This is a genomic window from Marinicauda pacifica (assembly GCF_004793635.1).
GTDB lineage: Bacteria > Pseudomonadota > Alphaproteobacteria > Caulobacterales > Maricaulaceae > Marinicauda > Marinicauda pacifica.
The window spans coordinates 1-25352 of record NZ_SRXV01000005.1 but is presented as its reverse complement, the minus strand read 5'-3'; the positions used below and the strand labels follow the sequence as shown (position 1 = coordinate 25352).

Here is a 25352-nt window from a genome sequence, read left to right as displayed (position 1 = left end):
CGAGACTAAAGATGGCTAAGGAAAAGTTTGCACGCACGAAGCCGCACGCGAACATCGGCACGATTGGTCACGTTGACCATGGCAAGACGACGCTGACGGCGGCGATTACGAAGTATTTCGGCGATTTTCGCGCCTATGACCAGATTGACGGTGCGCCCGAAGAGAAGGCACGCGGGATCACGATCTCGACGGCTCACGTCGAGTACGAGACCGAGGGTCGTCACTACGCGCACGTCGATTGCCCGGGCCACGCCGACTATGTGAAGAACATGATCACGGGTGCGGCGCAGATGGACGGCGCGATCCTGGTTGTGAACGCGGCCGACGGCCCGATGCCGCAGACGCGCGAGCACATTCTTCTGGCGCGCCAGGTTGGCGTTCCGGCTCTGGTCGTGTTCCTGAACAAGGTTGACCAGGTCGACGACGAAGAGCTGCTCGAACTGGTCGAAATGGAAGTGCGTGAGCTTCTGTCCTCGTACGATTTCCCGGGCGACGACATTCCGATCGTGGCCGGCTCTGCGCTGGCGGCGATGGAAGGGCGTGATCCCGAGATCGGCGAGAACAAGATCCGCGAGCTGATGGCGGCTGTGGACGAGTTCATCCCGACCCCGGAACGCCCGATCGACCGCGAATTCCTGATGCCGATCGAGGACGTGTTCTCGATTTCGGGCCGGGGCACGGTTGTGACCGGTCGTATCGAGCGCGGCATCGTGAAAGTGGGCGACGAGATCGAGATCGTGGGTATCCGCGACACGGTCAAGACGACGTGCACGGGCGTTGAGATGTTCCGCAAGCTGCTCGACCAGGGCCAGGCGGGCGACAATGTGGGTCTTCTGCTGCGCGGTATCGACCGCGAGGGCGTGGAGCGCGGCCAGGTGCTGTGCAAGCCCGGCTCGATCAAGCCGCACAAGAAGTTCGAGGCCGAGGCCTACATCCTGACGAAGGAAGAGGGCGGGCGTCACACGCCGTTCTTCTCCAACTATCGTCCGCAATTCTACTTCCGCACGACGGACGTGACCGGTGTGGTGACCTTGAAAGAGGGCACCGAGATGGTGATGCCGGGCGACAATGTGGAAGTGAATGTCGAGCTGATCCAGCCGATCGCGATGGAAGAGAAGCTGCGCTTCGCCATCCGTGAAGGCGGTCGTACGGTCGGCGCCGGCGTGGTGTCCAAGATCATCGAGTAAATCGCGCCGCCTCACCAGGCGACACGATCGAACCAGGGCGGCTGTCACATGGCAGCCGCCCTTTTTCTTTGCGATGAGCGGGATAGACCGAAGGCGAAACAGGAGTTCTCGGGCGGACCTCTGGTAGAGAATCACCATTGATGCGCCAGTCTTCTGCCAGGCGTTGCTGCGCCTCAACCCCGGTTGAAGGGCCCTGTGCGGGCCTTCCATGTTAAAATGGGGTGCTAGGAAGTGTTCAGCTGCGCAACTGGCTGCCGACGAAGAGCCTAATTACGTTGCAGGGTGTTGACGGAACCGACGGGGAAGAGTATCCCACCGTCCTTCTGAGCGGGCTGGCCGTGCCGAGTGCAAACGCAGCTCCATGAAACGCAAAATTTGGATTTGGCGTGAGCTGCCGTGGGCCATAGAGGTCTGTGGTCTGGCTCGCGCGCATTGTTGGGACCGGATCGATGGCACAACAAAACATTCGCATCCGCCTCCGGGCTTTCGATCACCGCGTGCTGGATTCGTCCGCGCGGGAGATCGTTTCCACGGCGAAGCGCACTGGCGCGGCGGTACGCGGGCCGATCCCGCTGCCGACGCGGATCGAAAAGTTCACGGTGCTGCGGGGTCCGCACATCGACAAGAAATCTCGCGAGCAGTTCGAGATGCGCACTCACAAGCGCGTCCTGGATATCGTTGACCCGACGCCGCAGACAGTGGACGCGCTGATGAAGCTCGACCTGTCTGCTGGCGTCGACGTCGAGATCAAGCTGGGAGCTTAAGACCATGAGCCAGGCTCAACAGCTACGCACGGGCGTTCTGGCGAAGAAGGTCGGTATGACCCGTATCTTCTCCGAGGACGGCAATCACGTGCCCGTTACCGTGCTGCACATGGACAATGTGCAGGTAGTCGCGCAGCGAACCGCTGAGCGCGACGGTTACACCGCGCTGCAGCTCGGTGCCGGTGCGGCGAAAGCCAAGCGCACGTCCAAGGCGATGCGCGGCCACTTCGCCAAGTCCAGCGTCGAACCCAAGCGCAAGGTGCTTGAGTTTCGTGTGAGCGACGATGCGCTCATCGACGCAGGCTCCACGTTGACCGCGGATCATTTCGCCGTCGGCCAGAAGGTCGATGTCGCGGGCACTTCGATCGGCAAGGGCTTTGCCGGTGGCATGAAGCGTTGGAACTTTGGTGGTCTGCGCGCCTCGCACGGCGTGTCGATCTCTCACCGTTCCCACGGTTCGACCGGTCAGTGCCAGGATCCGGGCAAGGTCTTCAAAGGCAAGAAGATGGCCGGCCACCTCGGTGCCGAGCGCGTCACGGTCCAGAATCTCGAAGTCGTTCGTATCGACGCCGAACGCGGCATCCTTTGGGTGCGTGGCGCGGTTCCGGGCTCGGCCAGTGGCTGGGTCGAGGTGCGCGACGCTGTCAAAGGTGTGAAGGCCGAGGATCTGCCTTTCCCGGGCCAATTCAAGGCTGCCGGCGAAGTCGACAGTCCGGAGCCGGGCTCTGAACAGGCCGACATGGTGGCTGAAGGCGCGCCGACCGAAGATCAGGTCGACGCCGCCGCCGACACCTCCGGCGAAGGAGAATCCAAGTTATGAAGATCGACGTGATCAAGCTCGATGCCGGCAAGGCCGGCTCGGTCGATCTCGACGATGCGATTTTCGGCATCGAGGAGATCCGCGGCGACATCCTTCAGCGTGCCGTGAAGTGGCAGCTGTCGCGTCGCCAGGCCGGTACGCACAAGGCACTTGAGCGTAACGAGATCAGCCGCACCACAAAGAAGATGTACCGCCAGAAGGGTACTGGCGGCGCGCGTCACGGTTCGCGCCGTGCGCCGATCTTCGTGGGCGGCGGCAAGGCACACGGCCCGCGGGTGCGGTCACACGCGACCGAGCTTCCCAAGAAGGTTCGAATGCTTGCTCTGAAGCACGCGCTGTCGTCCAAGGTCGGCGGTTCGAGCCTCATCATTCTCGATGAGGCCAAGCTCGACGCTCCGAAGACGAAGGCGCTGCTCGAGGCGTTCGGCAAGATCGGGCTGAAGAATGCGCTGATCATCGACGGCGAGACGCTGGACGAAAACTTCGCCCGCGCCGCGCGCAACATTCCGAATGTGGATGTGCTGCCGGCGCAAGGTCTCAATGTTTACGACGTGCTGCGCCGGGACACGCTGGTCCTGACCAAAGCGGCCGTTGAAAAGATCAACGAGCGGCTCCAGCCGCGGGAGAACGCGTGATGCCCGCTCCGCGTCATTACGACACCATCGTCGCGCCGGTGATCACCGAGAAGTCGACTCTTCTGTCCGAGGACAACAAGGTCGTCTTTCGCGTGCCGCTCGATGCGACCAAGAAGGACATCGCCGAGGCGGTGGAAGAGCTGTTCAAGGTCAAGGTGAAGGCGGTGAATACGCTGATCACCAAGGGCAAGACCAAGCGCTTCCGCGGCATCGTCGGCCGGCGTACCGATGTGAAAAAAGCGGTCGTGACCCTCGAAGAGGGCCACTCGATCGACGTCACGACGGGCCTCTAGGGCGTCTGGCAGAAGGAAGACACACATGGCACTGAAGACATTCAAGCCGACTTCGCCGGGCCGCCGTTCGCTGGTTCTGGTCAACCGCGAGGAACTCTATTCCGGTCGTCCGGAAAAGACGCTCGTCGAAGGTCTGCGTAAAAATGGTGGCCGCAATAACACCGGCCGCGTGACGGCTCGCCGTCGCGGGGGCGGTGCGAAGCGCCTCTATCGCGTCATCGATTTCAAGCGGACCAAGTGGGATGTGCCCGCCACGGTCGAGCGCCTGGAATACGATCCCAACCGTTCGGCGTTTATCGCACTGATCAAGTATGAAGACGGTGAGATTGCCTATATCCTGGCGCCGCAGCGTCTGGGTGTCGGTGACACGGTCCTTGCGGGCCAGCGCGTCGACGTGAAGCCGGGCAATTGCATGCCGCTGCGCTCCATGCCGGTGGGTACGATCGTGCACAATGTCGAGATGAAGCCGCTCAAGGGTGGTCAGATCGCGCGTTCTGCCGGCGCGTACGCTCAGCTGGTCGGCCGCGACGCCGGTTATGCCCAGGTGCGCCTGATGAGCGGCGAGTTGCGCATGGTTCATCAGGATTGTGTGGCGACGGTTGGCGCGGTGTCCAATCCGGATCATATGAACCAGAACCTGGGCAAGGCCGGCCGTAATCGCCATCTGGGCCGCCGTCCTGCCGTTCGCGGCGTCGCGATGAACCCGGTCGACCACCCGCACGGTGGTGGTGAGGGTCGCACCTCTGGTGGCCGTCACCCGGTTACCCCGTGGGGCAAGCCGACCAAGGGTCGCAAGACGCGCAAGAACAAAGGCACCGACAAGTTCATCATTCGCTCGCGCCACGAGCGCAAGAAACGCTAAGGGAGCGCGCTAGCTATGCCCCGTTCTGTCTGGAAAGGTCCGTTCGTCGACGGATACCTCCTGAAGAAAGCGGACGCCGCCCATGAGGGTGGTCGTAAGCAGGCCATCAAGACTTGGTCGCGCCGCTCGACAATTATGCCGCAATTCGTGGGTCTGACCTTCCAGGTTCACAACGGCAACAAGTTCGTGCCTGTGCTGGTGTCCGAAGACATGGTCGGCCACAAGCTCGGCGAATTCGCGCCTTCGCGGACCTACTACGGTCACGCGGCGGACAAGAAAGCCAAGAGGAAGTAGCGCGATGGGACAGTCAACCAATCCCCGCCGCGTCGCGGACAATGAGGCTCGCGCCAAGCAGCGTATGATCCGGATCAGCCCTCAGAAGCTGAACCTGGTCGCGTCCATGATCCGCGGTAAGCCGGTCGAGCGCGCCCTCAACGATCTTACCTTCTCGCGCAAGCGCATTGCCGACGACGTCAAGAAGGTTCTTGAGTCCGCGATCGCGAACGCTGAGAACAATCACGGTCTCGACATCGACTCTCTGGTCGTGGCCGAGGCCTATGTCGGCAAGAACATCGTTATGAAGCGGTTCCGTGCGCGGGCGCGCGGTCGGGGTGCTCGCATCCTGAAGCCGTTCTCCGAACTCACGATCGTCGTCCGCGAAGTTGAGGAGGCCGCATAATGGGTCAGAAGGTCAATCCGATCGGCCTGCGCCTTGGCATCAACCGCACTTGGGAAAGCCGGTGGTTTGCTCAAGGTGAGGAATATGCCGAGCTTCTGCACGAAGATCTGAAAATCCGCCGCTTTCTTCACGACCGTCTGAAGAATGCTTCGGTCTCCAAGATTGTCATCGAGCGGCCCCACAAGAAGTGCCGTGTGACCATTCACACCGCACGTCCGGGTGTCGTGATTGGCAAGAAGGGCTCGGACATCGAGAAGCTGCGCCGCGAACTGATGAAGATGACCAGTGGTGAGGTTTTCCTCAACCTGGTCGAGGTTCGCAAGCCGGAGACCGATGCCAACCTGGTGGCCGAATCCATCGCTCAGCAGCTTGAGCGCCGCGTTGCGTTCCGCCGTGCCATGAAGCGTTCGCTGCAAACGACGATGCGCATGGGTGCCCTCGGGTGCCGGATCATGTGCAGCGGCCGTCTTGGCGGAGCGGAAATTGCCCGCGTTGAGCAATACCACGAGGGCTCTATCCCGCTTCACACGCTGCGTGCGGACATCGATTACGGCTTTGCCGAAGCGATGACCGCGATGGGCATCATCGGCGTGAAGGTCTGGATCTACAAAGGCGAGATCCTCGAGCACGATCCGATGGCGTCCGAACGCCGTCTTCAGGAAACCGGTGAGCAGCGCGCCCGTTCGGGCCGCGCCGCAGCCTAGAGTTCGAGGTAGGAGTTAAGCCATGCTTCAACCGAAGCGCACGAAATACCGGAAGGCGCACAAGGGGCGCATTCACGGTAATGCCAAGGGCGGCTTCACCCTCAATTTCGGTTCTTACGGCCTGAAGGCTGTTGAGCCGGAGCGGGTTACCGCGCGTCAAATCGAGGCGACCCGCCGCGCCATCACCCGTCACATGAAACGGGCCGGCCGCGTGTGGATTCGCGTATTTCCGGATCTTCCGGTTTCGAAGAAACCGACTGAAGTCCGGATGGGTAAAGGTAAAGGCTCCCCGGAATTTTGGGTGGCCAAAGTGAAGCCGGGCCGGATCATGTTCGAGATCGACGGCGTGCCTGAAGACGTTGCGCGCGAGGCGCTGCGCCTGGGTGCTGCCAAACTTCCGATCAAGACCAAGGTCGTGACCCGTCCGGGCGAACAGGAGGCAGCGCGATGAAACCCGAAGACGTTCGCGCTCTGAGCGATGACCAGCTGCAGGACGAACTCCTCAAGCTGAAGAAAGAGCATTTCAACCTGCGTTTCCAGGCGGCCACCGGCCAGCTGGAGAACACCGCGCGCTTCGGGCATATCCGCAAGGACATTGCCCGACTGAAGACGGATATCCGTCGTCGCGCGCTGCAAGCCCAAGGGAGCTAGGCGATGCCGAAGCGAATTCTGCAAGGCACCGTGGTCAGCGACAAGCAAGCGAAGACGGTGATCGTCCGTGTCGAACGGACCTTCCTGCACCCGCTGCTGCGCAAGACCGTGCGCCGCTCGAAGAAGTATCATGCCCACGACGAAGCGGGCGTGAAGAAGATTGGCGACAAGGTCCTGATCCAGGAGTGCGCGCCGAAGTCGAAGCTCAAACGGTGGGAGGTCGTCGCGGACCAGGCGTAAGCCGTCCTCGAAGACCATCCTGATCTATGGAGGATCACGATGATCCAGATGCAAACTAATCTGGACGTGGCCGATAACTCCGGCGCCCGCCGTGTGCAGTGCATCAAAGTACTGGGCGGAGCGAAGCGGCGTTATGCGCGCGTCGGCGACATTATTGTCGTCTCTGTAAAAGAAGCCTCGCCGAAGGGTCGGGTGAAGAAAGGCGACGTGCGCAAGGCCGTCGTGGTGCGTACCGCTGCGGACATCAAACGCCGCGACGGTAGCGTGATCCGCTTCGACAACAACGCTGCGGTCCTTCTGAACCAGAGCAACGAGCCTCTGGGCACGCGTATCTTCGGCCCGGTCCCGCGCGAATTGCGGGCCAAGCAACACATGAAGATCGTCTCGCTGGCTCCGGAGGTGCTGTAGTCATGGCTGCCAAGATCAAAAAGGGCGATAAGGTCGTCGTTCTGACCGGCCGCGACAAAGGCAAGACCGGCACGGTATCCAAAGTGGTGCCGAACGAAGGCCGGGTGTTTGTCTCCGGGGTCAACATGGTCAAGCGCCATCAGCGCCCGACGCAGGCCCAGGCCGGCGGTATCGAAGAAAAAGAAGCTCCGATCCAGATCTCCAATGTGGCGATCGCCGACCCCAAGACCGGTGAGCCGACACGCGTCGGTTTCAAGGTCGAGGGTGGCAAGAAGGTTCGGATCGCGAAGAAATCCGGCGAGGTGATCGATGTCTGACGTCGCTCAATACGAACCACGCCTGAAAGCGCGCTACCGCGAAGAGATTCGCAAGAGCCTTCAGGAGAAGTTTAGCTACAGCAATCCGATGGAGATTCCGCGGCTCGAGAAAGTCGTGATCAACTTCGGTGTCGGCGAAGCAGCTCAGGACTCCAAAAAGATCCAGGGCGCGCTGGCCGATCTGCAAGCGATCTCCGGTCAGAAGCCCGTCGCGACCAAAGCGAAGAAGTCCATCGCCGGCTTCAAGCTTCGTGAAGAGCAGCTGATCGGCGCGAAGGTGACCCTTCGCAAGGATCGGATGTTCGAGTTTCTCGATCGCCTTATCACGATCGCTCTGCCGCGCGTCCGCGACTTCCGCGGCCTGAACGGCAAGAGCTTCGATGGCGGGGGCAATTACGCGATGGGCCTGAAAGAGCATATCGTGTTCCCCGAAATCGACTACGACAAGGTCGAGAAGATCCGCGGTATGGACATCGTGGTTTGCACCACGGCCAAGACCGATGAAGAAGCGAAGGCCCTGCTGGCCGAGTTCGATTTCCCGTTCTCGAACTAACGCAGCAGGAACGCGGGCTCGTGGTGAGTCCGCACGCAGGAGATTGATGAATGGCTAAGAAGAGTGCAGTCGAACGCAACCAACGCGTCCGCAAACTCGCAAAGCAGTACGAAGCCAAGCGTGAGCGTCTCAAGGCGATTGCGCGCGACACCGAACGCCCGGTTGACGAGCGTTTCGCCGCGCAGCTGAAGCTCGCCGAGCTTCCGCGCAATTCCGCGCCCACGCGCATCCGGAATCGCTGTGAAGTCAGCGGTCGGCCGCGTGGTTATTATCGCAAGCTGAAGATGTCGCGCATCGCGCTGCGTCAACTGGCCAGCCACGGGTTTATCCCGGGCATGGTCAAGTCGAGCTGGTAGGGAGAGGGACTCATGTCGATGATTGATCCGCTCGGCGATATGCTGACCCGTATCCGGAATGCGCTGATGCGCCACCGGTCCAGCGTTCGCACCCCGGCTTCGAAGCTGCGTCAGCGCGTTCTTGATGTGCTGCTGGAAGAAGGCTTCATCCGCGGCTATTCCGAAACGTCCGATGTGAAGGGCTTCAAAGAGTTCGAAATCGAACTGAAGTACTTCGAAGGTTCCTCCGTTATCAGCGATATCAAGCGCGTGTCCAAACCGGGCCGCCGCGAGTATCGCAAGGTCAGAGATCTGCCCCTCGTTCGCAACGGGCTCGGGATCGCGATCGTCTCCACGCCGATGGGTGTGATGAGCGACGCGGCCGCGCGCGAAGCGAATGTGGGTGGCGAGATTCTCTGCCACATCAGCTAAGGGGAGATTTGAATGTCTCGTTTAGGCAAACTTCCCGTCGAAATCCCCTCTGGCGTCAGTGCCGCGATCAACAACGCGGTAATCCAGGTCAAGGGCCCGAAGGGTGAGCTGAGCTTCGCGTTGCCGCGCAACGTTGCGGTCGAACATGGCGATGACGGGATCACCGTCCAGCCGGCCGACGAAAGCAAGGAGTCCCGCGCGATGTGGGGCACCACGCGTGCGACGATTTCCAATATGGTTCACGGTGTGACGCAAGGCTTCACGCGCGACCTGGAGCTGATCGGCGTCGGTTACCGCGCGCAGATGCAGGGCAACGATCTGAAGTTGTCGCTCGGTCTCTCCCACGACGTGGTCTACACGCCGCGCAATGGCATCAAGATTGCCACCCCGAAGCCGACGGAGATCAAGATCGAAGGTCCCGACAAGCAGGTGGTCGGCCAGACCGCTGCGGAAATCCGGGATTTCCGTCCGCCGGAGCCCTACAAGGGCAAGGGTATCAAATATTCCGACGAGTATGTTCGCCGGAAAGAAGGCAAGAAGAAGTAAGGACGCAGGCGATGAAATCCTCACGCGAGAAGATGCAACGCCGCGCCCAGCGCACACGCACGCGGCTGAAAAAACTGGCCAATGGGCGTCCGCGCCTGTCGGTCTACCGTTCGTCGAAGCACATCTATGCCCAGATCATCGACGACAGCAAAGGCGTGACCCTTGCTGCCGCCTCTACTCTGGAAAAAGACGTGGCCGGCGACGCCGCCACCGGTGCGACGGTCGAGCTGGCCGAGCGTGTCGGCAAGCTGGTCGCCGAGCGTGCGAAAGCCAAGGGCCTGACCGAGGTCGTGTTCGACCGGGGCGGCTATATTTATCATGGGCGCATCAAAGCGCTCGCCGACGCCGCCCGTGAGGGCGGCCTGCAATTCTAAGGGAGGCGACGCATGGCTCGAGATCAGGAGCGCGGTCGCGGCAGGCGCAAAGACCGTGATGATGAGCAGGGCGACGAACTCGTCGACAAGCTCGTCCACATCAACCGCGTTGCCAAGACGGTTAAAGGCGGGCGGAATTTCCAGTTCGCCGCTCTCGCCGTTGTCGGCGACCAGAAGGGCCGTGTCGGCTTTGGCCAGGGCAAGGCGCGTGAAGTGCCGGAAGCCATCCGCAAGGCGACCGAGGAAGCCAAGAAGACGATGGTCCGCATTCCGCTGCGCGAGGGCCGCACTTTGCACCATGACGGCAAGGGCCGTTGGGGTGCAGGCAAGGTGATCCTGCGTTCTGCGCCTCCGGGTACCGGTGTTATCGCCGGCGGTCCGATGCGTGCGATCCTGGAAAGTCTCGGTGTTCAAGACGTGGTGGCCAAATCCACCGGTTCGTCGAACCCGTACAACATGATCCGCGCGACGCTGGAAGCGCTGAAGGCGCAGGAAAGCCCGCGTACGGTGGCTTCCAAGCGGGGCCTCAAGGTGGGCGACATTGCCAACCGCCGCCGCGACGGTGCTTCGGCGCCTGAAGCGATTGAGTCTTAAGGGGTAGATGATGGCGAAGAAAACCACCCTCATCGTGCGCCAGACCGGTAGTTCGACCCGGCGCCCCAAGACTCAGCTTCAGACGCTCGTCGGTCTCGGCCTCGGCCGGATCGGCAAGCAGCGCGAGCTGGAAGACACACCGGCCATTCGCGGGATGATCGCCAAGGTCTCCCACCTGGTCGAAATCGTCGAGGAGCGCGGCTAGGCCGCTGCTTCGATAAAGGAGTACTCCCATGCGTCTGAACGAACTGCGCGACAATCCGGGCGCCGTCAAAGAGCGTACCCGCGTCGGTCGCGGCATCGGCTCGGGCAAGGGCAAGACCGGCGGACGTGGCGTTAAAGGCCAGAAATCTCGTTCCGGTGTAGCCATCAAGGGCTTCGAAGGCGGTCAAATGCCGCTCCATCAACGTCTGCCCAAGCGCGGCTTCACCAAGCCGAACCGGGCGCGTTATGCCGAAGTCACGCTTGAACGCTTGCAGACGGCTGTCGATGCCAAGAAGCTGGATACGACCAAGACCGTTGATGCGGCTGCCCTGGTCGAAGCCGGCGTCGTGCGCCGCGCCCTCGACGGCGTGCGCGTGATCGGCGGTGGCGAGCTGAAGGCCAAGCTGGATCTCGTAGTTGCGGGCGGCTCCAAGCCGGCGCTTGCTGCGGTCGAAAAAGCCGGTGGCAAGGTCACCGTGCTGATTCCGGCCAAGAGCGACAGCAAAGACTAATGTAACGCGGCGACGAGCTTCCTACATGGAAGCTCGTCGTTACCGTGTCTTCCGCCCGGATGGAGTGATCTGAACTCATGGCGTCTGCTGCAGAACAGCTCGCACGCAATATGAATTTTGCCTCTTTCGCCCAGGCGAAAGAGCTTCAGAAGCGCATTCTCTTCACTCTTCTGGTTCTGGTGATCTACCGGATCGGGACCTATGTTCCGATTCCCGGGATCGATCCGGAAGTCTTCCGCCAGACTTGGGAAAACCAGCAGGGCGGAATCCTCGGAAATCTGAATATCTTTGCCGGTGGCGCCGTTGAGCGGATGGCGATTTTCGCCCTCAACGTCATGCCCTATATCTCGGCATCCATCATCATGCAGCTCATGGCGGCCACCGTGCCGAGCCTGGAGCGCATGAAGAAGGAAGGCGGCGAACAGGGCCGCAAGCAGATCAACCAGTATTCGCGCTATCTGACCGTGCTGCTTGCCGCTGTGCAGGCCTTCGCTCTGGCGATCGGTATGGAGCAGGTCAACTCGTCCGGCGTCTCGGCGGCCGTCGATCCGGGCTGGTTCTTCCGCATAACGGTTGTGGTTACCCTCGTCGGCGGAACGATGTTCCTGCTGTGGCTGGGTGAGCAGATCACTGCGCGCGGTGTCGGTAACGGCGTCTCGCTGATCATCTTCGCCGGCATCATTGCCGAGATGCCGCGGGCCTTGTTCGGCCTGCTGGCTCAAGGCGAGGAAGGCACGATCGGGGGCGGCACGATTCTGGTGGCGCTGCTGCTGATGCTGGCTGTGCTGGTGTTTGTGGTCTTCATCGAGCGCGCTCAGCGCCGCCTGCTGGTTCAATATCCCAAGCGTCAGGTGGGCAACCGCATGATGGGTGGCGAATCCAGCTTCCTGCCGCTGAAGCTGAACACGGCCGGCGTCATTCCCGCGATCTTCGCATCCTCGCTGCTGTTCCTGCCCCAGACCATCGCGGGCTTCACGGCACAGGGCGGGGGACCGGAGTGGCTTCGCACGGTCGCCGCACTGCTGGGCCCGGGCCAACCGCTCTTTATTGCTTTCTACGCCGGACTCATCATCTTCTTCTGCTTCTTCTACACATCGATCGTGTTCAATCCGGAAGACACGGCCGAGAACCTTCGCAAGCATGGGGGCTTCCTGCCAGGAATTCGTCCTGGCAAGCGGACCGCCGAGTATCTTGATTACGTGCTCTCGCGCCTGACGGTCATCGGTGCCGGCTATCTGACGATTGTCTGCGTCTTTCCCGAAGTGCTTCGGGCCCAGGCGCCAGGTATTCCCTTCTATATCGGTGGCACGGCGGTGCTGATCGTCGTTTCGGTCACCCTCGACACCGTGACACAGATTCAGTCTCACTTGCTGGCGCACCAGTATGAGGGATTGATCAAGAAGACGAAGCTGCGGGGGCGCAAGCGATGAACGTTATTCTGTTCGGACCGCCGAACGCAGGCAAAGGCACTCAAGCCAAGCGCCTCGTGAACGAGTACGGCTGGGTTCATCTGTCTACCGGTGACATGCTGCGCGCTGCGCGCAAGGCCGGAACGGAACTCGGCAAGCAGGTTTCCGCGATCATCGATCGCGGCGATCTGGTGTCTGACGAGATCGTCATCGCTCTGATCGAAGAGCGCCTGCCGGATGCCGAAGCCGCCGGCGGTGCGATCTTTGACGGCTTCCCGAGGACGATTGCCCAGGCTGAAGCCCTGGACAAGGTGCTGGAAAGCCGTGGCAAGAAGATCGACGTGGTTATCCGGCTCGATGTCGATCCGGACGAGCTCACCCGGCGTGTTGAAAAGCGCGCGAAGGAAGAGGGCCGTCCCGACGACACGGTGGAAGTGTTTAAGAATCGTCTCGACACCTATGAAGCCGAGACAGCGCCGCTCATTCCGTATTACGAGAGCCAGGACAAGCTGGTGAACGTCGATGGCATGGGCAGCGTCGAAGACGTGGCGGCGAGCATCGACAAGGCGCTTGGCCGCTAGAACCGGAAGCATGCGGCGGGATCGGTCCTGCTCGCCTGCTTCTACTGAAAGAGAACACGTCGCTCCCTGTTGACGGGAGGGACGCTGAGACTATAAGAAGCGCCCTTCGCTCAAAAGGGCCGGAGCCGTCCCTGTGTGCAGTGTCTTTGGCTGCACCTGCCGGTCCCGGTGTCTTCTGTGAAGCGGCCTGAAGAATTAAGGAGAGCGTCGTGGCTCGTATTGCCGGCGTCAACATTCCGACGAACAAGCGCGTAGAGATCGCGCTGCGTTACATTCATGGCATTGGTGCAACCAAGGCCCGTGAAATCATCGAGACGGTGGGCATTCCGGCTGAAAAGCGGGTCAACCAGCTCACCGATGCGGAGATCCTGCAGATCCGCGAGACGATCGACGCCAATTACACGGTTGAAGGTGATCTTCGCCGTGAGGTGGCTGTCAACGTCAAGCGCCTGATGGATCTTGGTTGCTATCGCGGCCTGCGCCACCGTCGCGGCCTTCCGGTCCGCGGTCAGCGCACCCACACCAATGCACGGACCCGCAAGGGCCCGGCCAAGCCGATCGCCGGCAAGAAGAAGTAAGGACCAAGGTTTATGGCCAAGGAACCCAGCCGCGTACGTCGCCGCGAGCGGAAAAACATTACCGCTGGCGTTGCGCACGTGAATGCCAGCTTCAACAATACGATGGTGACCATCGCCGACGCCCAGGGCAATACGATTTCCTGGTCGTCCGCCGGTCTGATGGGCTTCAAGGGGTCGCGTAAATCGACCCCGTTCGCCGCCCAGATGGCTGCCGAGGATGCGGGCAAGAAGGCGCAGGAACACGGCGTGAAGACGCTTGAAGTGCGCGTTTCCGGTCCGGGTTCGGGCCGTGAGAGCGCTCTGCGCGCCCTGCAGTCGGTGGGGTTCACCATCACGATGATCCATGACGTGACGTCGATCCCGCACAACGGGTGCCGTCCGCCGAAGCGTCGCCGCGTCTAGAGACTCGTGCGGCGTTTGCCGGCTTGCTGAATACACTGTGGCGCGTCGGCCCCTCCGGCGCGCAGTCCGCTTGAAGGGGACGTAACGTGATCGAGAAAAACTGGCAGGAACTGATCCGCCCGATGAAGCCGGAAGTCACTCCCGGCTACGACTCCTCGCGCCTTGCCAAGATCATTGCCGAGCCGCTGGAGCGTGGCTTCGGGATGACGCTCGGCAACGCACTGCGCCGCGTGCTCCTGTCCTCTCTGCAGGGCGCTGCAGTGACCGCCGTTCAGATCGACGGTGTCGTTCACGAATTCTCGTCCATTCCGGGCGTGCGTGAAGACGTCACCGATATCGTTCTGAATCTGAAGCAGGTCGCGTTGCGCATGCACGCCGAAGGTCCCAAGCGCCTGACCCTCAAGAAGACGGGTCCGGGCGAAGTGACCGCGGGCGATATCGAGGAAGTCGCCGACATCGAGGTGATCAACAAAGATCACGTCATCTGCACCCTGGACCAGGGCGCTGAAGTCCGCTTCGTGCTGACGGTCACTACCGGCAAGGGCTATGTCCCGGCCGATCGCAACCGTCCCGAAGATGCGCCGATCGGCTATATCGGCGTGGATGCGCTGTACAGCCCGGTCAAGCGGGTGGCCTACAAGGTGGAAAACACCCGTGAAGGCCAGGTGCTCGACTATGACAAGCTGACCCTGGACATCGAAACCAACGGCGCGGTCACGCCGGAAGACGCTGTGGCTTACGCCGCGCGTATCCTGCAGGACCAGTTCCAGATTTTCGTCAATTTCGAAGAGCCCTCCGAGGCGCGCGGTCCGGAAGAAGAGACTCCCGAGCTCGACTTCAACCCGGCGCTCCTGAAGAAGGTCGACGAGCTGGAGCTTTCGGTGCGTTCGGCGAACTGCCTGAAGAACGACAACATCGTCTATATCGGCGACCTCATCCAGAAGTCGGAAGCGGAAATGCTTCGCACGCCGAACTTCGGCCGCAAGTCGCTCAATGAGATCAAGGAAGTTCTGGCCCAGATGGGGCTGCACCTCGGTATGGAAGCGCCGAACTGGCCGCCTGAGAATATCGAGGACCTGGCGAAGAAGTACGAGGATCACGTCTAGGATGGACTGCCGCGAGGCACTCTACCAGGGACGATAAGGAGAGAAGTCATGCGCCACGGTAATGCGCACCGCAAACTAAACCGGACCGCGTCGCACCGCAAAGCGATGTTCGCCAACATGGCGGCGTCCCTGATCGAGCACGAACAGATCGTCACGACCCTTCCCAAAGCGAAGGAGCTCAAGCCGATCATGGACAAGCTCATCACGCTCGCGAAGAAAGGCGACCTGGCCTCGCGCCGTCTCGCGATTTCGCGGATCCGCAATGAAGAGCAGGTCAAGAAGCTGTTCGACACGCTGGGCGGCCGCTACGCCGAGCGTCAGGGCGGCTATACGCGGGTCCTGAAAGCCGGGTTCCGCCATGGCGACAACGCGCCGCTGGCCGTGATCGAGCTGGTAGACCGCGATCCGGAAGCCAAGGGCGCGATCGACCGCGCCCGCGCCGCCGAGATGGAAGGCGCCGACGAGGACTAGGTTCTCATCAAACTTGTCAATTGAGGAAGGCCGCGCCCAAGAGGGCGCGGCCTTTTTCATTTTGGGCCGGCGCCAGCCTTGCGAAATCTTAATCGGTCATGGCCTGTTCAGGTGCGATCGTGTTGCCTAAATGGAAGTCGATTTTTGTGCCGGTCGAAACAGGATTCAAGTTCATGATCCGCGTTGCCCTCTCTACTCTGAGCCTGATGCTCGGGCTTGCCGCCACTGCCTGCGCGCAGGAGGACGTCGATACGCTCCAGGACCGTGCGTCGGACAGCTTCCATGAGGAGCGCGCTGTTCCGGAAAACCGGACCGAGATGCAGCTCTCCTTTGCCCCGATCGTGCGCGAGGCAGCTCCGGCGGTCGTCAATGTCTATTCGCGCCGCGTAGTGGCTCAGCGCTCGCCCTTTGCCGGCGATCCCTTCTTTGAGCGCTTCTTCGGCAGCCAGCCGCAGCAGCGCGACGTGGGCTCTCTGGGGTCGGGGGTGATCGTGGACCCGTCCGGCGTGATCGTGACGAATAATCACGTCGTCGAAGGCGCTCAGGAATTACGGGTCGTGCTCGCCGACCGGCGCGAGTTCGATGCGGAGCTCTTGCTGGCGGACGAACGCACCGACCTTGCGGTTCTGCAGATCCAGGCCGACGAGACTCTTCCGGTTCTCTCCTACAATGAGGCGGGAGACTCCGAGGTCGGCGATCTCGTTCTCGCCATCGGCAATCCCTTCGGCGTCGGTCAGACCGTGACCTCCGGCATCGTTTCGGCGCTGGCGCGCACCGAGGTCGGGATCAGCGATTACTCCTTCTTCATCCAGACCGATGCTGCCGTGAACCCGGGCAATTCCGGGGGCGCGCTTGTGAACATGAATGGCGAGCTGATCGGCATCAATACAGCGATCTTCTCCCGCTCCGGCGGGTCGATCGGGATCGGGTTCGCGATCCCGGCCGAAATGGTGAGCTCGGTCGTCAATGCCGCGCTCAATGGCGAAGACCTGATCCGGCCCTGGCTCGGCGCCAAGCTTCAGCCGGTGACCAGCGAACTCGCCCAGTCGCTTGGTCTCGACCGGCCGCGCGGCGCCATCGTGGCCGACCTCTGGCCCGACGGCGCGGCTGAAGAAGCCGGCCTGGAGCGCGGGGATATCATCGTCGCGGTCGACGGGGTGGAGGTGAATAACGAAACCGGCATCCGCTTCCGGTTCGCGACGCACGCGCTCGGCGACCTCGCCCGCGTTGAAGTGCTTCGCGATGGCGAGACGCGCGAATTCGAGGTGGAATCGCGCCCGGCTCCGGGCAACACGACCGCCGAGCCGCGCACGGTGGGCGGCCGCAACCCCTTTCAGGGCGCGCGCATCGTGGAACTGTCTCCCGCCTTCAACGAGGCCAACGGCATCGATCCCTTCATGGACGGGGTCATGATCGTGGCCGTCGGACGCCGGTCCGTAGCCGACTATTACGGATTCCAGGCCGGCGACCGGATTGTCACCATCGCGGGGATCGAGGTGGACGATTTCGCCGACTTCGAAAACGCCATGGCCGATCAGGACAATGCCCGCGAATGGCCGATCGAGATCATCCGCCGGGGTGAGCGCCATTCGAGGGTTCTGCGTCTTTAGGGATGCCGCGGCTCGGATAAATTTGTCGACTGGAGTTGACGGTTCGAGCCTGACTACCCTTAAATATCGGCTCGTGGGGAAAGCCAAATAAATTTCTGGCTTTGCGAGGCTTGGGGGACGAAGTGAACAAGACAATGGGTATGCTCTGCGTGTCGGCCGTGTTTCTGGTCGCGGGTTGCATGACGTCTGAGGAGCGGGCGGCCCTCCAGGCCGAACGCGACGCCGAGCGCGAAGAAATCGCCCGCATGATCGCGGCCGGGGAGTGTCAGGAAGAGCATCGCCTGGGCACAAGGACGCGGCCGCGTTATGTCTGCGACCCTAGTGGCGAGGGCCGGGACGCGAGCGCGGACGGTGCGCGAGAGGCGGTCCGCCGCATTCAGCGCCAAGGCAGTATCTGTTCTGGGACGAACCCGGCTTGTAGTCCCGACTAGCCGAAGGTGCGGCTTGCGCCACCGCAGAGGCAGCCGGCGGTGGCATGCGGTTGAACATTCGGTGATCGTCCGGTCGAGGAGTTGAGGCCGGTCTGTCTCCCGTCAGCCTGTTGCTGACAGGGCGATGTTCATCTGCCGGTTCTCTATGGCACGATGCACGCATGACAGACCTCTTCCAATCGGCCGGGCTCGAGCAGTCCGCGCCGCGCCCTCTTGCTGATCGCCTTCGCCCAAGGACGCTGTCCGAAGTCGTGGGGCAGGATCATCTTCTCTCCGAAACCGGCCCTCTCGGCAGGATGGTCGCGCAAAAGCGGCTGTCCTCGATTATACTCTGGGGTCCGCCGGGGGTGGGCAAGACCACCATTGCGCGCCTTCTCGCTGAAGGGGCCGGGCTTGAGTTCGACGCGATTTCCGCGGTGTTTTCCGGTGTCGCCGACCTGAAGAAGGCGTTCGATCGTGCCAGGGCGCGCCGGGCCAGCGGATCGGGGACGCTGCTCTTTGTCGACGAAATCCACCGCTTCAACCGCGCCCAGCAGGACGGCTTCCTGCCGGTAGCCGAGGAGGGGATTATTACCCTTGTCGGCGCAACGACGGAAAATCCCAGCTTTGAACTGAACGCGGCCTTGCTCTCGCGTTGCCAGGTGATGGTGCTGAAGCGGCTCGACGCCGAGGCGATGGAGCGTCTGCTCAAGCGCGCGGAAGGTCTGGAGGAGGCCTCGCTGCCGATCACAGCCGAGGCGCGCGAGGGGCTCATCGCCATGGCCGATGGCGATGGGCGCTACCTTCTGAACCTCGCCGAGGAGCTTTTCTCGCTCAAGCTGGAGAAACCGCTCGGTCTCGCTGACCTGGCCGATGTGCTCCAGCGGCGCGCGCCGGTCTACGACAAGGATCGTGAGGAGCATTACAATCTTATCTCCGCGCTTCACAAATCTGTTCGGGGATCTGACCCCGATGCCGCGCTCTACTGGCTCGCGCGCATGTTGGCCGGCGGCGAGGATCCGCTCTTCCTGGCGCGGCGTATCGTGCGTATGGCCAACGAGGACATTGGCCTGGCGGACCCGACCGCGGTTCACGCCGCCCTTGCCGCGAAAGAGGTCTACGACTTCCTAGGCAGTCCTGAGGGCGAACTCGCCTTGGCTCAGGCCGTGGTCCATCTGGCCTGTGCGCCCAAGTCGAATGCCGTCTACACCGCGTACAAGGCGGCCATGCGCAGCGCGAAGAGCACCGGCTCGCTGATGCCGCCCAAGCACATCCTGAACGCGCCGACCAAGCTGATGAAGTCCGAAGGCTATGGCGAGGGCTACCGCTACGACCATAATGAGGCCGGCGGCGTGTCCGGGCAGAACTATTTTCCAGAGGGCATGGAGCGCGAGCGCTTCTACGAGCCGACCGACCGCGGCCGCGAAGCCGCGATCAAGGAGCGGCTGGAGCACTGGGACAAGTTGCGGAGGTAGGCGGCGTGTCCGGTACAGTCCGCGCCGGGCCTCTGGCAACCGACCAGAGAAACGAGATTAGGGGGAGCTTATGAGGCGCGTCGTTTTGATCTCCATTGCGGCGACGGCCGCCATTCTCCTGCTGGCGGTCCTTGCCGGGCTCCTGATCGCCCGCTCCATGTTCGGCGAACCCGGCGTGGAGCGCCTGTCCAGCGTGACGGAAGACCTCGGTGCGCAGCGCCTGCTCTTCGTCTTTGCCCACCCCGATGACGAGATCACCGCCAACGCGCTGATGCGTCGTGCCGTGGAGGAGGGCGCGCATGTGGCCCTCTATACGGCGACGCGCGGGGAGGCGGGCACGCAGTATCCGCCCGTCATCGACCAACCCCATCTGGGTGTCGTGCGCGAAGCCGAGGCGAGAAGACACGGCTTCGACATCGGTGTGGACCGTCACACGGTCGAGGATCTGGGCGACGGACAGCTTGCCGACCACGATTTCGAGGATCTCGTGGCGCGCGTCGCCGCCGAGATTGCGGTTGCGGGGCCGGACACTGTGGTGAGCTTCCATCCGCAGAGCGCGATATCGCTTCATCCCGACCACATGACGATCGGGCGGGCCACTGCCGAGGCCGTCGCCCGCTCGAACCGGCAGATCGACCTCGTCTGGGTGCTCGCGCCGCGCCCGGCGCTGAACCGTTTCGGGGGCGAGCAGGGTGCGCGTATCGCCAGCCTGCAGCCAGCGCCGGACTTTGCCGTTGTCGCGCCGGCGCGGGACAAGCGGCGCGCCTGGGCGATCCATCACAGCCAGTCGGAGTATCTCCAGGCCGAATACGGCCTTCCCCCCTGGCTGCTGTACACGCTATGGACCGAGGAATATTACGCGTTCGCCGGGGAGGGGTGGGACCGGCGATAGCGACCGGCCTTGCCACTCCCGGTCTTGCGCCCTAACCCTTCGCGTCATGAACCATCTTCTTTTCATTGCCGCAGGCGGCGCGCTGGGTGCGGTTTCGCGGCACCTGGTGAACCAGGCGGGTCTGCGCTGGCTCGGGCCGGAATTTCCCTACGGGACGTTTCTGGTGAATGTCGCCGGCTCCTTGATGATCGGCCTTCTGGTTGGTTGGCTCGCTCAGGCCGGGCGGCCGGATGCGACGGAAATTCGGTTTGCGCTCGGCGTCGGGTTTCTGGGAGCGTTCACAACGATGAGCGCCTTCGCGCTGGACGTCGTCGTCATGGCCGAACGCAAGATGCTGGGACTGGCGCTGGCCTATGCGAGCGGGACTGTCGTGTTGAGCGTGCTTGCGGTATTTGCGGGCCTCCTGATTGCAAGGCGGTTATTCGGCTCATGAGCGGCGTCCAAAACCTCGAAGTCACACGTGACGAAGCCGATATCCGGCTCGACCGCTGGTTCAAGCGACGCTTCCCCCATGTGCCATTCGGCATGGTGGCCAAGCTCGCGCGGAAGGGGCAGGTGCGCGTGGATGGCGGCCGGGCCAAACCGGACGACCGGCTCCAGCCCGGCCAGATCGTGCGCGTGCCGCCACTGCCCGACCCCGGCGAGACCAAACCCGAGCTCAGCTTGTCGCGTGAAGATGCCACGTTCGCGCGGTCGCTGGTGATCTACCAGGACAAGGAGCTGATCGCGCTCAACAAGCCTCCGGGCCTCGCGGTGCAGGGTGGGTCGAAGATCACCCACCATGTCGACCGCCTGCTCGATGCCTTCGGCCGGGGCGAGGAGCGCCCGCGCCTGGTGCACCGCCTCGACAAGGACACGTCCGGGGTCCTGATCGTCGCGAAAACCGCTCAGAGCGCCAAGCGCCTGGCCAAGCTGTTTCAGGGGCGCGATTTGAAGAAGACCTACTGGGCGATCTGTCTGGGCGTGCCGGTGCCCAAGGCCGGCGAGGTCAAGGGCTTCATCAAGAAGGCGGTCGGAGACCATGCCGATCGCGAGCAGATGGTCGGCGCCGCCCATGGCGAGGAGGGCGCGCAGTATGCGCTGACCCGCTACGCCGTGGCCGAGGAGGCGGGCCGGCGTGTCAGCTGGGTCGTGCTGCGGCCCGAAACCGGGCGTACCCACCAGCTGCGCGTTCACATGGCCGCGACCGGCAACGCCATTCTGGGCGACGGGAAATACACCTGCGACGTGCCCGTTCCCGAGGGCCTGTCCCGCAAGCTCCACCTGCATGCCCGCAAGCTGGAAATCCCGCGCCCGGGACAGAAACCGCTCATCATCGAAGCCCCCATGCCCGAGCACATGAAGCAGACGTTCGAGGCGCTGGGATTCGATCCGCGCGCGGACCTGATCTTTGTCGAGGAGGCCCTCACATGAGCGACCTGAAGCTCGCCATCTTCGACGTCGACGGAACACTGGTCGACAGCCGCCAGGTCATTCACAAGGCCATGGATCGCGCTTTCGTGCGCGCCGGTCTTGGTGAAATTGACTATGACCGCGTGCGCATGATCGTCGGCCTGGAGCTTGGAGAGGCTGTTTCGCGGCTTGCCCCGCCAGACTATCCGGTCGCCCGTACTGCCGAACTGGCGGGCTACTACAAGGAAGCCTTCGTCCAGATGCGGGCCGAGGACGGGTTTGCAGAGCCGCTCTACGACGGGGCGCGCGAGACCGTCGAGCGCCTGGTCGACGAGGGGTGGCTTCTGGGCGTCGCGACAGGCAAGGCCCGGCGCGGGCTGGACATCGTCTTCTCCCATCACGGTCTGCACACCCACTTCCAGACGCTGCAGACGGTCGATCACGGTCCCGGCAAACCGCATCCGCGCATGGTGCTCGACGCCATGGCGGAGACCGGCGTGGATGCCGGCAACACCGTGATGATCGGCGATACCAGTTTCGACATGGAAATGGCCCGGGCCGCCAAGACGCGGGCCATCGGAGTGAGCTGGGGGTTTCACACGCCTGACGAGGTGAGAGCAGGCGGCGCACATGAGCTTCACGAGGATTTCGACAGCCTGTCTGCAGCGCTGCGGGTCTTTGCCGACGAGCGCCGGGGAGCAGCCTGATGAGCATGTCCAAGGCGAAGGCGGAGAACCGCCCGCTGCCCAAGCGATTCTATAGCGAGGTCGCCATCGACCCGGTCGACGAGGGCTGGCGCATTCTGCTCGACGGCCGTCCGGTCAAGACCCCCGCGCGCGCGATTTTGCTGGCGCCGGGGGAGGCGCTGGCCGCCGCAATGGCGACCGAGTGGCGGGCCCAGGAAATCGAGATCAATCCGTTTTCAATGCCGCTGACCCGGCTCGCGCATGTGGCGCTGGACCGCATGGACCAGGTCCGCGACGGGGCGGCGGACGAGATTGCCCGGTTCGCGGGCACCGACATGCTTTGCTATCGCAGCGACCTTCCCGATCTGGCGCGGCGTCAGGCGGAAACCTGGGACCCCTATCTGGACTGGGCGGCGCGCGAACTGGACGCGCCGCTGCACAAGGCACAGACCATTCTGCCGATCGAGCAACCCGAAGCGTCCATCGAGACGCTGCGTGCCCATGCGCTCACACTGGACAATTGGCGGCTGACGGGCCTCGCCAGTGCCGTCCCCCTGACCGGCTCGGCGGTGCTGGGATTCGCACTTCTCAAGGGGCGTATTACCGGAGAGGCGGCATTCGAGACGGCCCAGCTCGAGCAGGACTATCAGGCCGAAACCTGGGGCGAGGACAGCGAGGCTGCCGACATGGCGGCAAACCGGCGCCGCGACCTGCTGGCCGCGGACCACCTGTTCCAGCTCATGGACGCCGCGAAAACCTAGCTGCGCCGTCCCTTGCCCGGCCCGACACGGTTGGCCGCATGCGAGATCACCAGAGCGGTGAATTCCTCGCTCGCTTGCCAGGTCCGATCGAGCCAGCGCCGGGCATTCAGGCGCGTTTCAAAATTGCTGGCCATGATCTGAACGTTGGCGAACGCCTTGCGAGCGCGACCTCGCTGGGCGGTCAGATCGCTCCGGATGATGGCCACTTCCATGATGTCGGCCAGCAAGAACAGGCGGCTGATCGGATCGTGCTGATGGAAATATACCCGCTCGCCTTCGGCGAGAGGCGCGCCACCATGATCAATCATGAGCTGGGAAACACGCTGATCGCGGCAGATCTCGGCAAGTTCGCAATAGGTCAGCCATCGTTCCGACACGCTTAACGGCCCTTGCAGGCGAGCGTAGAGACGAAATGGCGCTTCCAGTTCCCAGTCGAGGATCATTGCCCCCCTCCCAGTCGGTCAGCATTAGACGATAGTACTGAAACCTGCAATTGAAAGGCCAATGGCGCAATTTAGTTGCCTTGGGTCTTTTCTTGCTTAATGCGGCCTAAACTGTGGCCCGGAAAATCATGGCGGCTGGACCTGTCCGCCGCACAGTGCCGGCAGGCGTGGTGTTTGCTCCTTTCGGGCGGCGGTGCTAACCAGCGATCCAACAAGAAAATCTCGGGAGCGAAGTCCATGAAAGATGTCCTCGAACAGCTCGATGCCAAGCGTCAGGCCGCCCGGGCCGGGGGTGGAGAAAAGCGTGTCCTCGCCCAGCACGAGAAGGGCAAGCTGTCGGCGCGCGAGCGTATCGAGGTCCTTCTGGACGATGGCAGCTTCGAGGAATTCGACATGTTCGTGGAGCATCAATGCTCCGACTTCGGCATGGACGAGAAGAAGATCCCCGGCGACGGGGTGGTGACCGGGTCGGGCACCATCAATGGGCGCCTGGTCTATCTGTTCGCCAAGGATTTCACCGTGTTCGGCGGCTCGCTCAGCCTGGCGCACGCCAAGAAGATCATGAAGGTTCAGGACGCGGCCCTGCGCAATGGCGCGCCGATCCTGGGCCTGTTCGATGCCGGCGGCGCGCGCATCCAGGAGGGCGTGGATGCGCTCGGCGGGTATGCAGAGATCTTCCAGCGCAACGTGCTGGCCTCCGGCGTGGTGCCCCAGATCAGCGTCATCATGGGCCCGTGCGCGGGCGGGGATGTCTATTCGCCGGCGATGACCGACTTCATCTTCATGGTCAAGGACACCTCCTACATGTATGTGACCGGCCCCGACGTGGTCAAAACGGTCACCAATGAGGTCGTGACGCACGAGGAGCTGGGCGGAGCCAGCATTCACGCCAAGAAATCGGGCGTGGCCGACGGCGCGTTCGAGAACGATATCGAGGCGCTGGTCCAGATGCGCCGCCTGGTCGACTTCCTGCCCCTGAACAACCGGGAAAAAGTCCCCGCGCGTCCGAGCTACGACAAGCCTGACCGGATCGAGCCGAGTCTCGATACGCTCGTGCCGCCCAATCCGAACAAGCCCTACGACATCAAGGAGCTGATCCGGAAGACTGCAGACGAGGGCGACTTCTTCGAGATCGCACCCGACTACGCGACCAATATCGTGACCGGTTTCGGACGCCTGGAAGGCCAGACGGTCGGCTTCGTGGCGAACCAGCCGATGAGCCTGGCCGGTGTGCTGGACATCGACGCTTCGAAGAAGGGCGCGCGTTTCGTGCGCTTCTGCGATGCTTTCTCCATCCCGATCGTCACCTTCGTGGACGTGCCGGGCTTCCTGCCGGGCACCAAGCAGGAATATGGCGGCCTCATCAAGCACGGCGCCAAGCTCCTGTTCGCCTACGCTGAGGCCACCGTGCCCAAGCTGACGGTCATTACCCGCAAGGCCTATGGCGGGGCGTATGACGTGATGGCGTCCAAGCATCTGCGCGGCGACATCAATTATGCCTGGCCGACTGCGGAAATCGCGGTGATGGGCGCCAAGGGCGCGGCCGAGATCATCCACCGCGCCGATCTGGGCGACGAGGAGAAGATGGCCGCCCACACCAAGGAATACGAGGACCGCTTCGCCAATCCGTTCGTGGCGGCCTCACGCGGCTATCTCGACGACGTCATCCAGCCGCGCTCGACCCGGGTCCGGCTGATCAAGGCGCTGCGCACGCTGAAGAACAAGAATCTGAGCAATCCCTGGAAGAAGCACGATAATTTGCCGCTGTGATTTGCGCCGTCGTAAGGGGAGAAGATTGCTCCTTCAGCCGCCGGTCAATGGAGTTCTTTGCTCTCTGGGTCCCAGCTTTCGCTGGGAAAGAGCATTCCTGAGCTGCTTGAAATATCTCGAACCTTCGTCATTCCGGGCGAGCAAAGCGAGACCCGGCAACTGTGTTTACGGGTGGTAGGGTTTTTGATCTCGAACGATGGCGTTGAGGGTTATGAGCAGCTTTCTGGCGACGGCGATGAAGGCGAGCTTGGCCGGT

The 25352-nt window shown here is 62.6% G+C and carries 37 protein-coding genes; 36 read left to right on the top strand and 1 reads right to left on the bottom strand.

All coding sequences use genetic code 11. The annotated features are described in order from the left end of the window. Nucleotides 1-11: 11 nt before the first annotated feature. The 35 genes from tuf to E5162_RS13605 all read left to right on the top strand — a co-directional run bounded on the left by tuf (nucleotide 12) and on the right by E5162_RS13605 (nucleotide 22883). The gene (gene tuf, locus E5162_RS13775) at nucleotides 12-1187 is read left to right on the top strand and encodes an elongation factor Tu (RefSeq protein ID WP_135945864.1); all 1176 of its coding nucleotides are present in this window, start codon (nucleotides 12-14) and stop codon (nucleotides 1185-1187) included. 449 nt (nucleotides 1188-1636) lie between these two features. Next, complete coding sequence (rpsJ, locus tag E5162_RS13770) at nucleotides 1637-1951, top strand: 30S ribosomal protein S10 (RefSeq protein ID WP_135945863.1); 315 nt, start codon at nucleotides 1637-1639, stop codon at nucleotides 1949-1951. A gap of 4 nt (nucleotides 1952-1955) precedes the next feature. After that, entirely contained in the window at nucleotides 1956-2771 is an 816-nt protein-coding gene (gene rplC / locus E5162_RS13765) for a 50S ribosomal protein L3 (protein ID WP_135945862.1), read from the top strand. Beyond that, nucleotides 2768-3406, top strand: a complete 639-nt coding sequence (rplD, locus tag E5162_RS13760) for a 50S ribosomal protein L4 (protein ID WP_135945861.1) — start codon at nucleotides 2768-2770, stop codon at nucleotides 3404-3406. The genes rplC and rplD overlap by 4 nt, the downstream gene beginning before the upstream one ends. Further along, nucleotides 3406-3699, top strand: a complete 294-nt coding sequence (locus E5162_RS13755; protein ID WP_135945860.1) for a 50S ribosomal protein L23 — start codon at nucleotides 3406-3408, stop codon at nucleotides 3697-3699. The genes rplD and E5162_RS13755 overlap by 1 nt, the downstream gene beginning before the upstream one ends. A 25-nt stretch (nucleotides 3700-3724) precedes the next feature. Further along, entirely contained in the window at nucleotides 3725-4561 is an 837-nt protein-coding gene (gene rplB / locus E5162_RS13750; RefSeq protein ID WP_135945859.1) for a 50S ribosomal protein L2, read from the top strand. 15 nt (nucleotides 4562-4576) lie between these two features. Next, nucleotides 4577-4855, top strand: a complete 279-nt coding sequence (gene rpsS, locus E5162_RS13745; protein ID WP_135945858.1) for a 30S ribosomal protein S19 — start codon at nucleotides 4577-4579, stop codon at nucleotides 4853-4855. A gap of 4 nt (nucleotides 4856-4859) precedes the next feature. Further along, nucleotides 4860-5240: a 50S ribosomal protein L22 gene (rplV, locus tag E5162_RS13740; RefSeq protein ID WP_135945857.1), complete on the top strand. Its 381-nt coding sequence runs from the start codon at nucleotides 4860-4862 to the stop codon at nucleotides 5238-5240. Further along, nucleotides 5240-5944, top strand: a complete 705-nt coding sequence (gene rpsC, locus E5162_RS13735; protein WP_135945856.1) for a 30S ribosomal protein S3 — start codon at nucleotides 5240-5242, stop codon at nucleotides 5942-5944. Before rplV ends, rpsC begins: the two co-directional genes overlap by 1 nt. 22 nt (nucleotides 5945-5966) lie before the next feature. Next, nucleotides 5967-6395, top strand: coding sequence for a 50S ribosomal protein L16 (rplP, locus tag E5162_RS13730; RefSeq protein WP_135945855.1), 429 nt, complete (start codon nucleotides 5967-5969; stop codon nucleotides 6393-6395). Continuing rightward, nucleotides 6392-6595, top strand: a complete 204-nt coding sequence (gene rpmC / locus E5162_RS13725; protein WP_135945854.1) for a 50S ribosomal protein L29 — start codon at nucleotides 6392-6394, stop codon at nucleotides 6593-6595. Before rplP ends, rpmC begins: the two co-directional genes overlap by 4 nt. A 3-nt stretch (nucleotides 6596-6598) precedes the next feature. Continuing rightward, nucleotides 6599-6835, top strand: coding sequence for a 30S ribosomal protein S17 (gene rpsQ / locus E5162_RS13720; RefSeq protein WP_135945853.1), 237 nt, complete (start codon nucleotides 6599-6601; stop codon nucleotides 6833-6835). A 39-nt stretch (nucleotides 6836-6874) separates the two neighbouring features. Beyond that, a complete protein-coding gene (gene rplN / locus E5162_RS13715) occupies nucleotides 6875-7243 on the top strand; it encodes a 50S ribosomal protein L14 (RefSeq protein WP_135945852.1) in 369 nt (122 codons plus the stop codon). Between the two features lie 2 nt (nucleotides 7244-7245). Beyond that, nucleotides 7246-7560 carry a 50S ribosomal protein L24 gene (rplX, locus tag E5162_RS13710; RefSeq protein WP_135945851.1) on the top strand — a complete coding sequence of 105 codons (315 nt, stop codon included), beginning with the start codon at nucleotides 7246-7248 and terminating at the stop codon, nucleotides 7558-7560. Further along, nucleotides 7553-8113 carry a 50S ribosomal protein L5 gene (rplE, locus tag E5162_RS13705; RefSeq protein ID WP_135945850.1) on the top strand — a complete coding sequence of 187 codons (561 nt, stop codon included), beginning with the start codon at nucleotides 7553-7555 and terminating at the stop codon, nucleotides 8111-8113. The genes rplX and rplE overlap by 8 nt, the downstream gene beginning before the upstream one ends. 50 nt (nucleotides 8114-8163) lie before the next feature. Next, complete coding sequence (gene rpsN, locus E5162_RS13700) at nucleotides 8164-8469, top strand: 30S ribosomal protein S14 (RefSeq protein WP_135945849.1); 306 nt, start codon at nucleotides 8164-8166, stop codon at nucleotides 8467-8469. 12 nt (nucleotides 8470-8481) lie between these two features. Next, the gene (gene rpsH / locus E5162_RS13695; RefSeq protein ID WP_135945848.1) at nucleotides 8482-8880 is read left to right on the top strand and encodes a 30S ribosomal protein S8; all 399 of its coding nucleotides are present in this window, start codon (nucleotides 8482-8484) and stop codon (nucleotides 8878-8880) included. A 12-nt stretch (nucleotides 8881-8892) separates the two neighbouring features. Beyond that, on the top strand, nucleotides 8893-9426 hold the full coding sequence (gene rplF / locus E5162_RS13690) for a 50S ribosomal protein L6 (protein ID WP_135945847.1): 534 nt from the start codon (nucleotides 8893-8895) through the stop codon (nucleotides 9424-9426). A gap of 11 nt (nucleotides 9427-9437) precedes the next feature. Then, nucleotides 9438-9800, top strand: coding sequence for a 50S ribosomal protein L18 (rplR, locus tag E5162_RS13685; protein ID WP_135945846.1), 363 nt, complete (start codon nucleotides 9438-9440; stop codon nucleotides 9798-9800). 12 nt (nucleotides 9801-9812) lie between these two features. After that, nucleotides 9813-10394 (top strand): 30S ribosomal protein S5, encoded by a 582-nt coding sequence (gene rpsE / locus E5162_RS13680; RefSeq protein WP_135945845.1) that lies wholly within the window; start codon nucleotides 9813-9815, stop codon nucleotides 10392-10394. A gap of 10 nt (nucleotides 10395-10404) precedes the next feature. Next, complete coding sequence (rpmD, locus tag E5162_RS13675; protein WP_135945844.1) at nucleotides 10405-10599, top strand: 50S ribosomal protein L30; 195 nt, start codon at nucleotides 10405-10407, stop codon at nucleotides 10597-10599. 28 nt (nucleotides 10600-10627) lie between these two features. Then, a complete protein-coding gene (rplO, locus tag E5162_RS13670) occupies nucleotides 10628-11110 on the top strand; it encodes a 50S ribosomal protein L15 (RefSeq protein WP_135945843.1) in 483 nt (160 codons plus the stop codon). A gap of 77 nt (nucleotides 11111-11187) precedes the next feature. Beyond that, nucleotides 11188-12540 carry a preprotein translocase subunit SecY gene (gene secY, locus E5162_RS13665; RefSeq protein WP_135945842.1) on the top strand — a complete coding sequence of 451 codons (1353 nt, stop codon included), beginning with the start codon at nucleotides 11188-11190 and terminating at the stop codon, nucleotides 12538-12540. Beyond that, nucleotides 12537-13100, top strand: coding sequence for an adenylate kinase (locus E5162_RS13660; RefSeq protein WP_135945841.1), 564 nt, complete (start codon nucleotides 12537-12539; stop codon nucleotides 13098-13100). The genes secY and E5162_RS13660 overlap by 4 nt, the downstream gene beginning before the upstream one ends. A 209-nt stretch (nucleotides 13101-13309) precedes the next feature. Further along, nucleotides 13310-13678 (top strand): 30S ribosomal protein S13, encoded by a 369-nt coding sequence (gene rpsM, locus E5162_RS13655; protein ID WP_135945840.1) that lies wholly within the window; start codon nucleotides 13310-13312, stop codon nucleotides 13676-13678. 12 nt (nucleotides 13679-13690) lie between these two features. Beyond that, the gene (gene rpsK / locus E5162_RS13650; protein WP_135945839.1) at nucleotides 13691-14080 is read left to right on the top strand and encodes a 30S ribosomal protein S11; all 390 of its coding nucleotides are present in this window, start codon (nucleotides 13691-13693) and stop codon (nucleotides 14078-14080) included. An 86-nt stretch (nucleotides 14081-14166) separates the two neighbouring features. Further along, the gene (locus E5162_RS13645; RefSeq protein WP_135945838.1) at nucleotides 14167-15186 is read left to right on the top strand and encodes a DNA-directed RNA polymerase subunit alpha; all 1020 of its coding nucleotides are present in this window, start codon (nucleotides 14167-14169) and stop codon (nucleotides 15184-15186) included. A gap of 48 nt (nucleotides 15187-15234) precedes the next feature. Further along, entirely contained in the window at nucleotides 15235-15657 is a 423-nt protein-coding gene (gene rplQ, locus E5162_RS13640) for a 50S ribosomal protein L17 (RefSeq protein ID WP_135945837.1), read from the top strand. A 173-nt stretch (nucleotides 15658-15830) separates the two neighbouring features. Further along, nucleotides 15831-17267 (top strand): Do family serine endopeptidase, encoded by a 1437-nt coding sequence (locus E5162_RS13635; RefSeq protein WP_174235013.1) that lies wholly within the window; start codon nucleotides 15831-15833, stop codon nucleotides 17265-17267. 592 nt (nucleotides 17268-17859) lie between these two features. Further along, entirely contained in the window at nucleotides 17860-19152 is a 1293-nt protein-coding gene (locus E5162_RS13630; RefSeq protein ID WP_135945836.1) for a replication-associated recombination protein A, read from the top strand. Between the two features lie 70 nt (nucleotides 19153-19222). After that, nucleotides 19223-20044, top strand: a complete 822-nt coding sequence (locus E5162_RS13625; RefSeq protein WP_135945835.1) for a PIG-L deacetylase family protein — start codon at nucleotides 19223-19225, stop codon at nucleotides 20042-20044. Nucleotides 20045-20090: 46 nt separating this feature from the next. Continuing rightward, on the top strand, nucleotides 20091-20477 hold the full coding sequence (gene crcB / locus E5162_RS13620; protein ID WP_135945834.1) for a fluoride efflux transporter CrcB: 387 nt from the start codon (nucleotides 20091-20093) through the stop codon (nucleotides 20475-20477). Then, on the top strand, nucleotides 20474-21457 hold the full coding sequence (locus E5162_RS13615) for an RluA family pseudouridine synthase (protein WP_135945833.1): 984 nt from the start codon (nucleotides 20474-20476) through the stop codon (nucleotides 21455-21457). Before crcB ends, E5162_RS13615 begins: the two co-directional genes overlap by 4 nt. Next, complete coding sequence (locus E5162_RS13610) at nucleotides 21454-22143, top strand: HAD-IA family hydrolase (protein WP_135945832.1); 690 nt, start codon at nucleotides 21454-21456, stop codon at nucleotides 22141-22143. The genes E5162_RS13615 and E5162_RS13610 overlap by 4 nt, the downstream gene beginning before the upstream one ends. Then, nucleotides 22143-22883 (top strand): ATP12 family chaperone protein, encoded by a 741-nt coding sequence (locus E5162_RS13605; protein WP_135945831.1) that lies wholly within the window; start codon nucleotides 22143-22145, stop codon nucleotides 22881-22883. Before E5162_RS13610 ends, E5162_RS13605 begins: the two co-directional genes overlap by 1 nt. Here E5162_RS13605 and E5162_RS13600 read toward each other — a convergent pair. Next, nucleotides 22880-23326, bottom strand: a complete 447-nt coding sequence (locus E5162_RS13600) for a hypothetical protein (protein WP_135945830.1) — start codon at nucleotides 23324-23326, stop codon at nucleotides 22880-22882. The two genes, E5162_RS13605 and E5162_RS13600, sit on opposite strands and share 4 nt — an antisense overlap. 237 nt (nucleotides 23327-23563) lie before the next feature. Here E5162_RS13600 and E5162_RS13595 point away from each other — a divergent pair, with 237 nt between their 5' ends. After that, a complete protein-coding gene (locus E5162_RS13595) occupies nucleotides 23564-25096 on the top strand; it encodes an acyl-CoA carboxylase subunit beta (protein ID WP_135945829.1) in 1533 nt (510 codons plus the stop codon). Nucleotides 25097-25352: the final 256 nt, after the last annotated feature.